The sequence below is a fragment of the Mesorhizobium sp. CNPSo 4671 genome (assembly GCF_057784245.1).
Window position 1 is genome coordinate 324,907 of the sequence record NZ_JBWLUW010000005.1, and the last position, 14,897, is coordinate 339,803.

Here is a 14,897-nt window from a genome sequence, read left to right on the forward strand (position 1 = left end):
CCGGCTTCGTGAATTGGGCTGGTGTTTTCCCGGGAATTGCACTATATGCGCCGCAGCATAGCGCCACGACGCTTTGCTTGCACCGGCCCCTGCTGGACGACATCCCGGCTGAGGGCGACCCGTTTCCTCAAACAGATAAGGAAAAACACGATGTCGATTACTGCCGAGCGCAAAAAGGAATTGATGGGTGAATTCGCGACCGCCAAGGGCGATACCGGGTCTCCGGAAGTCCAGGTGGCCATCCTTTCCGAGCGCATCAAGAACCTGACCGACCATTTCAAGGACCACAAGAAGGATAACCATTCCCGCCGTGGTCTGCTCGCTCTCGTGTCCCAGCGCCGCAGCCTGCTTGATTATCTCAAGCGCAAGGACGACGCGCGCTATCAGACACTGATCGAGAAGCTCGGTCTGCGCCGTTGACGAATTGACCGGCGGGCTCTCTCAAGGAGTCCGCCGGTCGCGCATTTGAGCCACCGGACCAATCCGATCTCGAATGCAGGACTGGAGCGCCGCACCCATCCGGATGCCGGACGGACGCTCCAACAAGTGAATTTGCGCATGACGCGTTCCGCAAGCCGTAGGTTTCGGGGTCATGCGCAGGCCGATCGATCGATTGGCCATATCCGGCTTCGAGCGCGCAGAGGGCCACTCGAAGCCACCCATGGACGGTCATGGGGCAGGATTGCAGGACGCTCGTATGGCCACCGTGCCGATGAAACCCGAGCCTCCCGTTGTCTTGCCCGTGGCTGCCCGAGAAAGGAAGCCAGAGGAAAGGGCACCCGCGCACGCTGAAACGGCGCGGCCCTTCCTCATATAAAGGACAAGACATGTTCAATCAGCACAAAGTGGAAATCGAATGGGGCGGTCGCCCGCTCATCCTCGAAACCGGCAAGATCGCGCGTCAGGCTGACGGCGCCGTGCTCGCCACCTACGGCGAGACCAAGGTTCTGGCCACCGTCGTTTCGATGAAGGAGCCCAAGCCCGGCCTCGATTTCTTTCCGCTGACCGTCAACTACCAGGAAAAGACCTATGCCGCCGGCAAGATCCCGGGCGGCTACTTCAAGCGCGAAGGCCGTCCGAGCGAAAAGGAAACGCTGGTTTCGCGCCTCATCGACCGCCCGATCCGTCCGCTCTTCGCCGACGGCTACAAGAACGATACCCAGATCGTCGTCACTGTTGTCCAGCATGATCTGGAAAATGATCCGGACATCCTGTCGATCGTTGCCACCTCGGCCGCTCTGACGCTGTCGGGCGTTCCCTTCATGGGCCCGGTCGGCGGCGCCCGCGTCGGTTACATCAACGGCGAATACGTTCTCAACCCGCACATCGACGAGATGCAGGAATCCAAGCTCGACCTCGTCGTCGCCGGCACCGCCGACGCCGTGCTGATGGTTGAGTCGGAAGCCAAGGAACTTGGCGAAGAGCTGATGCTCGGTGCCGTCATGTTCGGCCACAGGGGCTTCCAGCCGGTCATCGACGCCATCATCAAGCTGGCCGAAGTTGCCGCCAAGGAGCCACGCGACTTCACCGCGCCGGACTATTCCGCGCTTGAAGCAGAGATGCTGAAGATCGTCGGCGACGAGCTTCGTGAGGCTTACAAGATCACCGACAAGCAGCAGCGCTATGCCGCCGTCGACGCCGTCAAGGCGAAGGTCAAGGCAGCCTATGCTCCGGCCGAAGGCGAAGACGCCAAGTATACCTCCGAGCAGATCGGTTCGGTGTTCAAGGAACTCCAGGCCAAGGTCGTGCGCTGGAACATCCTCGACACCGGCTCGCGCATTGATGGCCGTGACCTCAAGACGGTCCGCAAGATCGTCTCCGAAGTCGGCGTCCTGCCGCGCACCCACGGTTCGGCGCTGTTCACCCGCGGCGAGACCCAGGCGCTGGTCGTTGCCACGCTCGGCACCGGCGAAGACGAGCAGTATGTCGATTCGCTGACCGGCATGTACAAGGAGAAGTTCCTCCTTCACTACAACTTCCCTCCCTACTCCGTCGGTGAGACCGGCCGCATGGGTTCGCCGGGCCGCCGCGAAATCGGCCACGGCAAGCTCGCCTGGCGCGCCATTCGTCCGATGCTGCCGAGCGCTGACCAGTTCCCCTACACGCTGCGCGTCGTCTCGGAGATCACCGAGTCCAACGGTTCGTCCTCGATGGCCACCGTCTGCGGCACCTCGCTGGCGCTGATGGATGCCGGCGTTCCGCTGGCGAAGCCCGTTGCCGGCATCGCCATGGGCCTGATCAAGGAAGGCGAGCGCTTCGCGGTGCTCTCCGACATCCTGGGTGACGAAGATCACCTCGGCGACATGGACTTCAAGGTCGCTGGCACCGCCAACGGCATCACCTCGCTGCAGATGGACATCAAGATCGAGGGCATCACCGAGGAGATCATGAAGATCGCGCTGGACCAGGCCAAGGACGGCCGCCAGCATATCCTCGGCGAAATGGCGCATGCCCTGACCGGCGCCCGCCCCGAACTCGGCGAGTTCGCGCCGCGCATCGAGGTCATGCACATCCCGACCGACAAGATCCGCGACGTCATCGGTTCGGGCGGCAAGGTTATCCGCGAGATCGTCGAGAAGACCGGCGCCAAGATCAACATCGAGGACGACGGCACGGTCAAGATCGCTTCCTCGAACGCCAAGGAGATCGAGGCGGCGAAGAAGTGGATCCACACCATCGTTGCCGAGCCGGAAGTCGGCGAAATCTACGAAGGCACGGTCGTCAAGACCGCCGACTTCGGCGCTTTCGTCAACTTCTTCGGCCCGCGTGACGGTCTCGTCCACATCTCGCAGCTCGCCAATGAGCGCGTTGCCAAGACCTCCGACGTCGTCAAGGAAGGCGACAAGGTCTGGGTCAAGCTGATGGGCTTCGACGAGCGCGGCAAGGTCCGCCTGTCGATGAAGGTCGTCGACCAGGCCACCGGCAAGGAAATCGTGCGCGAGAAGAAGGCCGAAGGCGAAGAAGACGCCGCCTGATCGGTCTGACAGAAAAATCGGAGCGGGCGCGGCTGATGTCGCGCCCGCTTTCGTTTGGAAGGTAGAGGGAATGTCCGCTGAAGCGCTGAAGACGCTCTTCCACCCGTTCGAGGCCGAGGCGCTTGCTTTGCCGCGCAAGAGTGAGCGCGTTCTTTTTCTAGGGGCCGAGCCGGGCCTGCGCCCGCCGCACGGTTTCGAGGCCGGGCTAAATCTCGTACAAGGCTTCCGGCCACATTTCCGCGCTTTGCAGGCGGCAGGTTTCACGGTCACGCCGACAACCGAGGGTGACGGTTTTGATGCCGCGCTGGTGCTCGCTGGCCGTCATCGCGGCCAGAACGAGCTGCGTATTGCCGAGGCCCTCGAGCGGGTGGCACCGGGCGGACTGGTCGTCATCGCCGGTGGCAAGGACGATGGCGTTGCCAGCCTGCGCAAGCGCGTCGACGAGCTTGTGCCGCTTGACGGCCATATGCCGAAATATCACGGCATCGCCTTCTGGCTGCGCCGCCCGGCGGATGTGCAGGCTGCCGCGGCACTTCGCGCCGCCAACCCAGCGCAACGGGTAGAGGGCCGGTTTCACACCGCACCCGGCATGTTTTCCTTCGACCGCATTGACACCGGTTCGAAGCTTCTGGCCGACAACTTGCCTGGTGATCTGCGCGGCAGCGCAGCTGATTTCTGCGCCGGCTGGGGCTATGTGGCGGCTGAGATGGCTGCCCGTTCCTCGGGCCTGTCAGGCCTTGATCTCTACGAGGCCGATTTCGATGCTTTGGAGGCCGCCAAGGGCAACCTCGGCAACACCGTGGCGCAAGGCTTCTTTTGGACGGATCTGCTCGCTGAGCCTGTCGAGCGGCGCTACGACGTCATCGCCATGAATCCACCCTTTCACCGCAGTCGCGCGGCCGAGCCCGAGATCGGTGCCGGCATGATCCGCGCGGCAGCCAAGGCGTTGAAGCCCGGTGGCAGGCTGTTCATGGTCGCCAACCGCCAGCTTCCCTATGAGCCCGTGCTGTCGGCCGCCTTTGCCAGCCACGCGGAACTCGCCCGCGACGGCATGTTCAAGGTGTTTTCCGCTCGTCGCTGATTGCTCAATGCAGGTTGGCGACGCGCCGCACGTCCTCGCCGGCGTGCTCGTCGCCAAGCCTGATCTTGAGTGGCGCCGGCCGGCCGAACAGGTAGCCCTGCACCACTTCGCAGCCGGCGGCCCGCAAGAGTGTCGCCTGGTTCTCGGTTTCGACGCCTTCGGCGATGATGCTGACGCCGAGTGCGCGCGAAAGTCCGACAATGGTCGAGACGACGGCGCCGGAGCTGGCATCCGTATCGATGCGGCTGACGAAGGAACGATCGATCTTCAGCTTGCCGAACGAGAAATCGATCAGATAGCTGAGGTTCGAATAGCCGGTGCCGAAATCATCGACGGCAACGGAGATGCCCATGTCGGCAAGCTCCTTCAGGATGGCGGCCGCGCGGTCGCGGTCCTGCATCATCGCCGTTTCGGTGACTTCCAGCTCCAGCCGCGACGGCTTGATGCCGGTGGCCCGCATCGTGTCGCGCACGATGCCGACGAAGTCCTTGGTCATGAACTGGACCGGCGAGATGTTGACGGCGACAAAGCAGTCGTCCGGCAAATGGCGGGCGTCGTTGCAGGCCTTGCGCAGAACCCATTCGCCGATCGGGTTGATCATCCCGGTTTCCTCGGCGATCTGGATGAACTCCATCGGCGGGATCATGCCGCGTTCGGGATGGTTCCAGCGGATCAGCGCTTCATAGCCGATGATACGGCCGGTCGGCAGGTCGAGCTGCGGCTGATAGTGGAGGTCGAAGTCTCCGCGTTCGAAAGCGGTGTGCAATTCGGATTCGACCCATTGGCGATAATCGGCGACACGCCCCATCTCGCTGTCGAATACCGACCAGTTGCCGACGCCGCTGGCGCGCGCATTCTGCAGCGCCAGATTGGAACGGCGCAGGATAAGGACCGGATCGACGCCATCCTTGGGCATGGCGACAATCCCCACCGACAGGCTCACCGATTGCTGATGGCTGCTGAGTTCATAGGGCTCCATCATCTCGTCGATGAGCCTTTCGACCATGCTTTCCATCGTTCCTTGGATCTGATGATCCGCAAGCAGCACCGCGAACTCGCCGGCGCCGATACGTCCGATCACGGCGCGTGCGGGCACACTCTCTTGCAGCCGCTTGGTGAAGGCGCGGATCAACTCATCGCCCTGGCTATAGCCGATCGCGTCGTTGATCTGCTTGAACCGGTCGATGTCGATGTCGATCAGGAACACCGGTTCCCCGGTCCGGCTTGTCGCGCATGCCGCCTCGGCGATCTTGCCGACCATCGCAGGGCGCGCCAACAGTCCGGTCAGCTTGTCGAAATGGGTTTCGTTGAACACGTAATCCGCCGATTCATCGATACCGGCGAAGAAGGACATTGCCGCCACCGAAGCCGCCAGCGCGCAAAGCGCGGCCATGATCGCGACCATCATATCCACCGAAATGCCGGCAAACCCGTCGCCGAGACCGTGCTTCAGGCCCCAGATGCCGAGCACGAAACTGCCAATGCCCGAACTTGCTATCGTGAGCAGTCGGAACACCGGTGTTCGCTTCGGGTTGCTAACGGCAGACATTCAAAGGTCCCCAGATTGCGGGACTCTATAGCGGAAATCCTCTTAAAATGAGTTTCCGCGAATGCATCCAATTTTACTGGAGAAGAATTATTTCGTTACTGGAAAAGCACCATTTCTCCGAAACGGTTGCCCAAAGCGTGTCGCCTTGATCCGTTTGCGGGCTGGTTAACCATCCGTCTGCTTCAACTCATCGAGCGTCGGCATCGAGACGATGTGATAGCCGGAATCGACATAGTGGATTTCACCGGTGACGCCGGAGGCGAGGTCGGACAGCAAATAAAGCGCCGAGCCGCCGACTTCGTCGATGGTCACTGTACGGCGCAGCGGCGAGTTGCGCTGCTGGTAGGAAAACATGTGGCGGGCGTCCGAAATGCCGGCGCCGGCGAGCGTGCGTACTGGCCCCGCCGAGATGCCGTTCACCCGGATGCCGCGCGGACCGTAGTCGTTGGCAAGGTAGCGCACGCTGGCCTCGAGGCCGGCCTTGGCGACGCCCATGACATTGTAGTTCGGCATGACGCGGACTGAACCGGCATAGGTCAGCGTGATCATCGAGCCGCCCTGCGTCATCAGCGGCGCGGCGTTGCGGGCCACTTCCGTGAAGGAGTAGCAGGAGATCACCATGGTGCGGACGAAATTGTCCCGGCTGGTGTCGGCGTAAAGGCCCTTCAACTCATTCTTGTCGGAAAAGCCGATGGCATGGACGACGAAGTCCAGTCCGCCCCATTCCTTGCCAAGCGTCTCGAACGTGGCGGCGACCGAAGCGCTGTCCTCGACATCGCAGGGAACGACCAGCGAAGCGCCCAGTCTGTCGGCGAGCGGCTTGACCCGCCGGCCGAAGGCCTCGCCCTGGTAGGTGAAGGCGAGCTCCGCGCCATGTTCGGACAATTTCTGCGCGATGCCCCAGGCGATCGAATGATCGTTGGCAACACCCATGACAAGCCCGCGCTTGCCCTTCATCAGTCCGTCCATGGCTGGCAATCCCTTTAGAAAAAACGCTGGCCTTATGCGGAGTAGCGCTGGAAAACGAGCGTCGCGTTGGTGCCACCGAAACCGAAGGAATTCGACAAAACGGTGTCGATCTTGGCGTTGTCGATGCGCTTGCGCACGATCGGCATGCCCTCGAATTCAGGGTCGAGTGTCTCGATATGGGCGCTTTCGCCGATGAAGCCGCCTTGCATCATCAGGATCGAATAGATCGATTCCTGCACGCCGGCCGCGCCCAGCGAATGGCCGGTCAGTGATTTGGTCGAGGTGATGAACGGCATTTTTTCGCCGAACACTTCGCGGATGGCGCCCATTTCCTTGGAATCACCTACCGGTGTCGAGGTGCCATGGGTGTTGATGTAGTCGACCGGCGTGGTCACTGTCGCCAGCGCCTGGCGCATGCAGCGGACCGCGCCTTCGCCGGAGGGCGCCACCATGTCGTAGCCGTCCGAGGTCGCGCCGTAGCCGACGATCTCGGCGTAGATCTTGGCGCCGCGCGCCTTGGCATGCTCCAGTTCTTCCAGCACCAGAACACCGGCGCCGCCGGCGATGACGAAGCCGTCGCGATTGGCGTCATAGGCGCGCGAAGCCGCCGATGCCTGGTCATTGTACTTCGACGACATGGCGCCCATGGCATCGAACAGGTCCGACATCGTCCAGTCGAGATCCTCGTGACCGCCGGCAAAGACGATATCCTGCTTGCCCCACTGGATCAGCTCGTAGCCATTGCCGATGCAATGCGCCGAGGTCGAGCAGGCCGACGAGATCGAGTAGTTGACACCGTGGATCTTGAACCAGGTGGCCAAAGTCGCTGAGGCCGTCGACGACATCGCCTTTGGCACGGCGAAGGGGCCGATACGCTTGGGGCTGCCGTTCTTCAGCGTCGTTTCGGCCGCCTCGACGATGGTGCGGGTGGAGGGGCCGCCCGAGCCCATGACGATGCCGGTGCGTTCATTGGTGATGTCGCTTTCGCCGAGGCCGGCGTCGGCGATCGCCTGGTCCATGGCGACGTGGTTCCAGGCCGCGCCTTGGCTCAGGAAGCGCATCGCACGGCGGTCGATCATGGCGGAGGGGTCGAGCGTCGGTGCGCCCCAGACCTGGCACCGGAAGCCATGCTCGGCGAAGGAATCGGAAAAGCTGATGCCGGATCTGGCGTCATGCAGCGAGGTCTGCACCTCGTTGGCATTATTGCCGATCGACGACACGATGCCGAGGCCTGTGACTACGACACGTCTCATTCGCAACTCCTTCCAGGGATGCTGGCCAATGGGCAGGCCAAGGCTGCGGTCAAGCGACCGCCGACTGCTTGGACAGACCGACCTTCAGGTCCGTCGCCGCATATATGGGCTCGCCATCCGCCTTCATCCAGCCATCAGCGATGCCCAGAACCAACCGGCCGCGCATCACGCGCTTGAAATCCACGCCATACTCGACCTTCTTGACCGATGGTGTGACCATGCCCTTGAACTTGACCTCGCCGGTCGACAGCGCCATTCCCTTGCCGGGCTCGCCGAGCCAGCCGAGATAGAATCCCGTCAACTGCCACAAGGCGTCGAGGCCGAGGCATCCTGGCATGATCGGATTGCCGATGAAATGGCAGGCAAAGAACCACAGGTCCGGCTTGATGTCGAATTCCGCACGGATGAAGCCCTTGTCGAAAGCGCCGCCGGTCTCGCTGATCTCGGTGATACGGTCGAACATCAGCATCGGCGGGTAGGGCAGCTGGGCATTGCCCTCTCCGAACAGCTCGCCGCGGGCGCAGGCCAGCAATTCTTCGTAGTCGTAGCTGGATTTACCCGCCATCAATCTCGTCCCCATATCGTCCGGGCGGTAGCGCGCCCTTGTCGTTGGTGTCCTAACACAATCTGTTTCAGGCCGGAAACCGGCGTTTGCGCTTAACCCGCAAGTCTGCCCGGGTCAATGCGCGCTATTGATCGCTTTCGGACGACAGAATATATGTCAACAGGGGTCCGGTTTCGGCAGACGTTCATTTTTTTGCCATTCTGGGCGTGTCTTGAAGCGGGACTGCGAGCTTGGAAGACCAGATGGACCGGGGCTGCCGGAAGGAAAATGTCGCTGTGGACAAGCGGGTACGTGAAGCCGGCCTGAGGCCGACGCGGCAGCGTATCGCGCTGGCCGACCTGCTTTTCGCCAAGGGCGACCGTCATCTCTCAGCCGAGGAACTGCATGAGGAGGCGCTTGCCGCCGGGGTGCCGGTATCGCTGGCCACCGTCTACAACGCGCTCCACCAGTTCACCCAGGCGGGACTGCTGCGCATCCTCGCCGTCGAGGGCGCCAAGACCTATTTCGACACCAACACCTCCGACCACCACCATTTCTACATCGAAGGCGAAAACCGGATTTTCGATATCGAAAGCGGCCCGGTGACCGTCTCCAACCTGCCGGAGCCTCCCGAAGGCATGGAGATCGCCAATGTCGATATCGTGGTAAGGCTGCGCGCCAAGCGCCAGGAATGACCGGCCAGACCAGCCCAATCGGCCACGCCAGAATGATCGGTCAGGCCCGAATAATCGGTCAGGGATGAAGCCTCTCGACCTGATCATCCGGTTCGAATGGGCTGCCGTGGCCGCGGTCGCGGTCGTCTTCTACGCTTCGTCGGGCGTTTCCTGGTGGCTCTTTGCAGTGCTCATCCTGGCGCCGGACCTGTCGATGTTCGGCTATCTCGGCGGACCGCGCATCGGCGCCATAGCCTACAATGCCTTGCACATCCTCATCGTACCGGTGCTGCTGCTGCTCGTCGGCTACCTGTCCAATCATGCGGTCGCGATCGCGGTCGCACTGATCTGGATCGCCCACATCGCCATCGATCGTGCGCTAGGTTACGGCCTGAAACTGTCAACCGGTTTTCAGGACACCCACCTTGGCCGTATCGGGCGCAAGCGGAACGACCTCAGTCCTTGACCCGCTCGCCTGGATAGGCGCCCCAGACCGCCGCTTGGGCGAGCCAGCCGGTGTGGCCGTCAAGCGTCATTTCGCACCACTGGCCATCGCAGGACTTGATCGCGCCCATGACGCCGGGCTCGACGATCGCCACCACACGGGCGTCCTTGTCGGGACTTTTCATAAGATTGATCTGGGCGCCCTTGCCGCGCTGCCAGGGCGCGATGATTGCGGTGCGCCGGCCCGACAGCAGCGACTGGTTGATCCAGCCCTCGGAACCGTCGGCATCGCGCACGCGACGCCAGGTATCGAATTCCTGGATGATCTCCATCGGCAGGCCGGCCTTCAGATACATCCAGTCGACCGAGTAGTTGGCGCCGGGGCCGACGCGAGAATTGACGCGGCCGGACTTCAGGCTGACGAATCGCGGCAGCGGCAGGCCGCTCGGCCCGAGCGTGACGGCGCTCTGGGCGGGTGCGGCCGCGCTCTGCGCCACGGCAAGCGGGGAATAGAGGAGAGCGCCGAGCAATGCTGCGCTGAGGGCCAGGCGAAGCGACGCGAAACCAGACACTTTCGTTCCTTTCGGCGCTTGCCTCTCGGCCTCGGCGCCCCTTTTTCTTTGTCTTCGGCGGCACCGCTTGTTACATGGGTAAATCGGCTACCGCGACCGGCTTTCAGTTTCGCCGGTCTTGGTTAAAGAGGTCTCAACGAGGGAAACAATGGCAGGCAAAAAGAAGCCTCTCGTGGTCATCACGCGAAAGCTGCCCGACCCGGTCGAGACCCGCATGCGTGAGCTGTTCGACGCCAGGCTGAATGTCGAGGACCGGCCGATGACGCAGCCGGAACTGGTTGCGGCGGTCAAGGAAGCCGACGTGCTTGTGCCGACGGTCACCGATCACATCGACGCGGCGCTGATCGCCCAGGCCGGCGACAACCTCAAGCTGATCGCCAATTTCGGCAACGGTGTCGACAAGATCGACGTGACGGCGGCGGCCAAGAAAGGCATCACCGTCACCAACACGCCCAATGTGCTGACCGAAGACACTGCCGACATGACCATGGCGCTGATGCTCGCGGTGCCGCGACGCCTGGCGGAAGGCGCCAATGTGCTGACCGGCGACAAGAAATGGGCCGGCTGGTCGCCGACCTGGATGCTCGGCCGGCGCATCTGGGGCAAGCGGCTCGGCATTGTCGGCATGGGCCGTATCGGCACTGCCGTTGCCAGGCGGGCCAAGGCCTTCGGCCTTTCCATCCACTACCACAACCGCCACCGCGTATTGCCGGCGGTCGAGGACGAACTGGAGGCGACCTATTGGGAGAGCCTTGACCAGATGCTGGCCCGCATGGACATCATCTCGGTCAATTGTCCGTCGACGCCGGCGACCTTTCATCTCCTGTCGGCGCGGCGGTTGGCGCTGCTGCAGCCCACGGCCTACATCGTCAACACCGCGCGCGGCGACATCATCGACGAGGATGCGCTGGTCAAGCTGGTCCAGGACGGCAAGCTCGCCGGCGCCGGCCTCGACGTCTACGAGCATGAGCCGGCGCTCAATGCCAAGCTGCTCAAGCTCGCCGCCAGAAACAAGGTCGTGCTTTTGCCGCATATGGGCTCGGCGACGCTCGAGGGCCGCATCGATATGGGCGAGAAGGTCATCATCAACATCCGGGCCTTCGTTGACGGTCACCGTCCCCCGGATCGTGTGTTACCGCTCAGAACGTGATGTTATCGGCGCTCATCGTCCTTTAAGTAAGTAAAAACTCACGAAAGCGCCTTGCGCATCGAGATAGAGGTCGGCCTGGCGTAGCCTTCATGCGCCGTCCGGCCGGTCTCGTGAAAGCCGAGGCGGGCAAAGGCGGCGTGATTGGCGGTGAGCTCGATCCGCGTCTGCAGTTCCAGCGCTGCCTTGCCGCGGTCGAGCGCAAGAATTTCGATCGCCCGCATCAGTCGCCGGGCGATGCCTTGCCCCTGGCAGTCCGGGGCGACGGCGAGCTTGCCGACATAAAAGTCGTCGGCCCTCTCAAGAGCAAAGACGCAACCGACGATCCTGTCGCCGTCGAGCGCCACGAAACCGGTCTCCTGTCGTGCCTTGTCGCGCAGTGTGTCGACGGTGAGCAGGTGGGCCGAGGACGGCGGGTCGATGATCCCGTCCATGAAGGCGAAGGCACGCATGATCAAGGCAAGCACCTCGTCCCAGCGGCTGAAATCGGCCGCAATGCGGTCGATGGAAAGGGGTACGGTCCGCTCCAAGATCAGCGCCTGGCGTAGCGGATCGTTTCGAAGCGCGCGGCGAGCGCATCGTAGAGCAGCAGTCGGCCGACCAGCGGCTCGCCGATGCCGGTGATCAGTTTGATCGCCTCCATCGCCTGCAGCGTGCCGATGACGCCGGTCAGCGCGCCAAGCACCCCGGCCTCGGCGCAGGACGGCACCAGGCCAGGCGGTGGGGCTTCGGGAAAGAGATCGCGATAGCCAGGGTTCGGCTTGCCATCCTTGCCGTTCTCGAAAGGCTTCAGCACCGTCACCGAGCCGTCGAAGCGGCCGACGGCGGCATGCACCAGCGGTTTGCGCTCGTTCGCACAGGCATCGGCCACCGTATAACGGGTCTCGAAATTGTCGGACCCGTCGACGGTGATGTCATAGCCGGCGATCAGGGCAGGGGCGTTGTCCGTGTTCAGCCGGACTGTGTGCGTCTCGACCGCCGTATTGGGATTAATGCGGGTGATTGCCGCCTTGGCGCTGTCGGTTTTCAGCATGCCGACCGTATCGGTGCCGTGGATGACCTGGCGCTGCAAATTGGAGAGCGACACGGTGTCGTCGTCGACGATGCCAAGCGTGCCGACGCCGGCCGCCGCAAGATATTCGAGCACCGGCGCGCCCAGGCCGCCGGCGCCGATCACCAGGACCCGCGCTTGCTTGAGCTTCTGCTGGCCCGCGCCGCCGACCTCGGGCAGCACGATGTGGCGGGCATAGCGTTCGATCTCGTCAGCGGTGAGTGCGGTGGTCATGTCAGCAGCATATAGCGGCTGAAAAACCTTGTCAGGCGTCTTCGGTTGGCCCAACCGTGCCGTGGTCGACGGTCAGGAATTGCGCACGCCCCTTGAGGCTGGAAAACAGCGCCGCATCGGTCCCCGTCATGAACGCCTGACAGTTCAATTCCTCCAGGATCGAAAACAGTGCCGCGCGCCGCCCACCGTCGAGATGGGCGGCGATTTCGTCGAGCAGCAGGATCGGTGTCATACCCGACATCTCGCCGGTCAGCCGGGCATGCGACAGGACGATGCCGACCAGCAGCGCCTTCTGCTCGCCGGTCGAGCAAAGCTCGGCTGGCATCGCCTTGGGCCGGTGCCTGACCAGGAGATCGGAACGGTGCGGGCCTTCGAGTGTTCGTCCCGCGGCGCGATCGCGATCGCGGCCACCGGCAAGCGCCCGGCGGAACCGCTCCTCGACATCGACCGCCGGCGCGGTGGAAACCTCGGCTTCCAGATCGCCGGAAAGGCTGATATCGGCCTGCGGGAACGGTCCCGTGTCGGGCAGCCTGTCGATCATGGCGGCGAGCAGCCGCACCAGTTCGGCTCGCGCCGCCGCAATGGCGACGCCGGTTTCGGCCATCTGCGTCTCGATCGCCTCGAACCAGCGATCATCCCGCGAGCCCTCGGTAAGCAGACGATTACGGCCGCGCATCGCCTTTTCGTAATCAAGAGCGCGCTGGCCGTGGCCCGGATCGATCGCCAGCACCAGCCGGTCGAGGAAGCGCCGGCGGTCCGCGGCCGGTCCGGTGAACAGCGCATCCATGGCCGGCGTCAGCCACACGACGCGCAGCCATTCCAGCATCTCCTCGGCCGAGCGGGCAGTCGCGCCATTGATGCGAACCCGCCGCCCGCCTTCGCCCTCGCCAACCGAAATCCCCGTGCCGATCTCGATCTGACCGTCGGGTCCGTCGAGCCGGGCGTGCAGCGCAAAGCCGCCGTCGCCGCCCTCGCGCGCGACATCGGCGTAAGGGGCACGGCGCAGGCCGCGCCCGGGCGTCAGAAAAGAAATCGCTTCGAGGAGATTGGTCTTGCCCGCGCCGTTGTCGCCGGAAAACACCACGGCGCCCGGGGCGAGATCGATCGCAAGCGCCGCATAATTGCGGAAATTAGTAAGTGTAAGCTTACTTATATGGATTTGTCCGGGCAACCGCTATCCGCCTGTAGAAGTCGCCGCAACCATTGTACTTGCTACCGGTCCCGTCGCAGAGCCGGATCGACGATGCAGCGCCGGCTACACCCGCATCGGCATCAGCACGTAAAGTGCGGTCTCGTCGGCCATGTCGTGGATCAGCGTCGGCGAACCGGCATCGGCCAGCATGAATTTGGCTTCCGTTCCGGTCAACTGAGCAGCGACGTCGAGCAGATATTTAGCGTTGAAGCCGATCTCGATCGGGTCGGACGAATAGTCGGCGGCCAGTTCTTCGGTGGCGCTGCCTGAATCCGGATTGTTGACCGCAAGCGTCACCTGGCCTTCGCTGATCGAAAGCTTCACCGCACGGCCGCGTTCGGAGGAAATGGTCGAGACGCGATCGACCGCCGCGGCAAAGCTCTGGCGGTCGAGGATCAGCTTCTTGTCATTGCCGGTCGGAATGACCCGTTGATAATCCGGGAAGGTGCCGTCGATCAGCTTCGAGGTCAGGACCACGCTGCCGATGGTGAAGCGGATCTTGGTGTCGGACAGTTCGGTGGTCACGGCGACATCCGGATCATCGACCAGCTTCTGCAACTCGCTCACCGTCTTGCGCGGGATGATGATGCCCGGCATGCCCTCGGAACCCGCCGGCGCGTCGATTTCGGCCCGCGCCAGGCGGTGGCCGTCGGTGGCCACCGAGCGCAGCTTCAGCTTGCCGCCGACCTCATGCGTGTGCAGGTAGATGCCGTTGAGATAATAGCGCGTCTCCTCGGTGGAAATGGCGAACTGCGTCTTCTCGATCAGCCCCTTCAAGGCAACCGAGTCGAGCCGGAAGATATGCGAGAAGGATCCGGCCGAAAGCTCGGGAAAGTCGGATTGCGGCAGGCACTGCAGGCGGAAGCTCGAGCGGCCCGACGTCACCGTCATGGCGTTGCCGTCCTCATCCGTCTTCAGCATCACCTCGGCGCCGTCCGAGAGCTTGCGCACGATGTCGTAGAGCAAATGCGCCGGAACCGTCGTCGCCCCGCCGCGCTCGACCTTGGCGGGCGTCGCCTCCGTCACCTCCAGATCGAGGTCGGTCGCCTTCATTTCAAGGCTGGCGCCCTCGGCGCTGAGCAGCACGTTGGACAGGATCGGTATCGTGTTGCGCCGTTCGACCACACGGTGGACGTGGTTGAGCGACTTCAGGAGATTTGACCGTTCCAGGATAACACGCATGACGAAACAGGCTCGCTTGAAAGGATGAGC

15 protein-coding genes are annotated in these 14,897 nt (G+C 63.1%); 6 read left to right on the plus strand and 9 right to left on the minus strand.

What is annotated here, in order from left to right; all coding sequences use genetic code 11:
* Positions 1-45: 45 nt before the first annotated feature.
* From rpsO to AC04SF_RS17500, 3 genes are all read left to right on the plus strand, one after another.
* Positions 46-420, plus strand: coding sequence for a 30S ribosomal protein S15 (gene rpsO / locus AC04SF_RS17490; protein ID WP_269465810.1), 375 nt, complete (start codon positions 46-48; stop codon positions 418-420).
* Between the two features lie 407 nt (positions 421-827).
* The gene (gene pnp, locus AC04SF_RS17495) at positions 828-2,975 is read left to right on the plus strand and encodes a polyribonucleotide nucleotidyltransferase (RefSeq protein ID WP_488478852.1); all 2,148 of its coding nucleotides are present in this window, start codon (positions 828-830) and stop codon (positions 2,973-2,975) included.
* 70 nt (positions 2,976-3,045) lie between these two features.
* Positions 3,046-4,056, plus strand: a complete 1,011-nt coding sequence (locus tag AC04SF_RS17500; RefSeq protein ID WP_488478853.1) for a class I SAM-dependent methyltransferase — start codon at positions 3,046-3,048, stop codon at positions 4,054-4,056.
* 4 nt (positions 4,057-4,060) lie between these two features.
* On the opposite strand, the gene AC04SF_RS17505 is transcribed toward AC04SF_RS17500, so the two are convergent.
* The 4 genes from AC04SF_RS17505 to fabA all read right to left on the minus strand — a co-directional run bounded on the left by AC04SF_RS17505 (position 4,061) and on the right by fabA (position 8,392).
* A complete protein-coding gene (locus AC04SF_RS17505) occupies positions 4,061-5,605 on the minus strand; it encodes a putative bifunctional diguanylate cyclase/phosphodiesterase (RefSeq protein WP_488478854.1) in 1,545 nt (514 codons plus the stop codon).
* Between the two features lie 165 nt (positions 5,606-5,770).
* Positions 5,771-6,574, minus strand: coding sequence for an enoyl-ACP reductase FabI (gene fabI, locus AC04SF_RS17510; RefSeq protein ID WP_095198374.1), 804 nt, complete (start codon positions 6,572-6,574; stop codon positions 5,771-5,773).
* 32 nt (positions 6,575-6,606) lie between these two features.
* Entirely contained in the window at positions 6,607-7,827 is a 1,221-nt protein-coding gene (gene fabB / locus AC04SF_RS17515; RefSeq protein WP_488478855.1) for a beta-ketoacyl-ACP synthase I, read from the minus strand.
* Positions 7,828-7,876: 49 nt separating this feature from the next.
* Entirely contained in the window at positions 7,877-8,392 is a 516-nt protein-coding gene (gene fabA / locus AC04SF_RS17520; protein ID WP_010913332.1) for a 3-hydroxyacyl-[acyl-carrier-protein] dehydratase FabA, read from the minus strand.
* 242 nt (positions 8,393-8,634) lie between these two features.
* Between fabA and irrA the strand changes: the two genes are divergently transcribed.
* Positions 8,635-9,066, plus strand: coding sequence for an iron response transcriptional regulator IrrA (gene irrA / locus AC04SF_RS17525; RefSeq protein ID WP_096453333.1), 432 nt, complete (start codon positions 8,635-8,637; stop codon positions 9,064-9,066).
* 64 nt (positions 9,067-9,130) lie between these two features.
* Positions 9,131-9,511 (plus strand): DUF4260 domain-containing protein, encoded by a 381-nt coding sequence (locus AC04SF_RS17530; RefSeq protein ID WP_488478856.1) that lies wholly within the window; start codon positions 9,131-9,133, stop codon positions 9,509-9,511.
* On the opposite strand, the gene AC04SF_RS17535 is transcribed toward AC04SF_RS17530, so the two are convergent.
* Positions 9,501-10,061: an SH3 domain-containing protein gene (locus tag AC04SF_RS17535; RefSeq protein WP_488478857.1), complete on the minus strand. Its 561-nt coding sequence runs from the start codon at positions 10,059-10,061 to the stop codon at positions 9,501-9,503. The genes AC04SF_RS17530 and AC04SF_RS17535 overlap by 11 nt on opposite strands.
* A gap of 148 nt (positions 10,062-10,209) precedes the next feature.
* Here AC04SF_RS17535 and AC04SF_RS17540 point away from each other — a divergent pair, with 148 nt between their 5' ends.
* Positions 10,210-11,211: a 2-hydroxyacid dehydrogenase gene (locus tag AC04SF_RS17540; RefSeq protein WP_202351689.1), complete on the plus strand. Its 1,002-nt coding sequence runs from the start codon at positions 10,210-10,212 to the stop codon at positions 11,209-11,211.
* Between the two features lie 38 nt (positions 11,212-11,249).
* Here the strand turns inward: AC04SF_RS17540 and AC04SF_RS17545 are convergent, their stop codons facing one another.
* The 4 genes from AC04SF_RS17545 to dnaN form a co-directional block, all read right to left on the minus strand.
* Positions 11,250-11,738: a GNAT family N-acetyltransferase gene (locus AC04SF_RS17545; RefSeq protein WP_488478858.1), complete on the minus strand. Its 489-nt coding sequence runs from the start codon at positions 11,736-11,738 to the stop codon at positions 11,250-11,252.
* Positions 11,739-11,740: 2 nt separating this feature from the next.
* The gene (locus AC04SF_RS17550) at positions 11,741-12,493 is read right to left on the minus strand and encodes a molybdopterin-synthase adenylyltransferase MoeB (RefSeq protein WP_488478859.1); all 753 of its coding nucleotides are present in this window, start codon (positions 12,491-12,493) and stop codon (positions 11,741-11,743) included.
* 31 nt (positions 12,494-12,524) lie between these two features.
* On the minus strand, positions 12,525-13,664 hold the full coding sequence (recF, locus tag AC04SF_RS17555) for a DNA replication/repair protein RecF (RefSeq protein WP_488478860.1): 1,140 nt from the start codon (positions 13,662-13,664) through the stop codon (positions 12,525-12,527).
* 84 nt (positions 13,665-13,748) lie between these two features.
* Positions 13,749-14,867 carry a DNA polymerase III subunit beta gene (gene dnaN / locus AC04SF_RS17560; RefSeq protein ID WP_010913340.1) on the minus strand — a complete coding sequence of 373 codons (1,119 nt, stop codon included), beginning with the start codon at positions 14,865-14,867 and terminating at the stop codon, positions 13,749-13,751.
* Positions 14,868-14,897: the final 30 nt, after the last annotated feature.